Origin of the sequence: Psychrobacter sp. TB20-MNA-CIBAN-0197 (genome assembly GCF_040309765.1) — a bacterium.
Lineage (GTDB): Bacteria > Pseudomonadota > Gammaproteobacteria > Pseudomonadales > Moraxellaceae > Psychrobacter > Psychrobacter submarinus.
This window is the reverse complement of sequence record NZ_JBEOPC010000904.1, coordinates 1-258: the sequence shown is the minus strand read 5'-3', so window position 1 is coordinate 258 and position 258 is coordinate 1. Positions and strand designations below refer to the sequence as shown.

At 60.5% G+C, this 258-nt stretch carries 1 protein-coding gene; it reads right to left on the bottom strand.

What is annotated here, in order from left to right:
- Positions 1-258 (bottom strand): hypothetical protein (locus tag AAEY83_RS16485; RefSeq protein WP_351060784.1); only part of this gene is annotated, 258 nt, incomplete at both ends.

Here is a 258-nt window from a genome sequence, read left to right as displayed (position 1 = left end):
CGCAATGCCGCAACCACGTTGAAGGTTTGATTGCGCACCCGATTGTTCGGGTCGGTGAGGGTCAGGCTCAAGCGCACGCTGCGGATGCGCGCGGGATCGCCAGGGTTGCTGCTGTAGGTTGAGGCTGCGACGTCGGTCGCCGAACTGGCCAGACCGAATGTGACGTTGAAGGCGCTGACGTTGTTCACCAGCACTTGCTGCGCCGGATTGCCGCTGCCAGTGCCCATGAGGATCTGGTTATTGCTGAAACTGTAGATC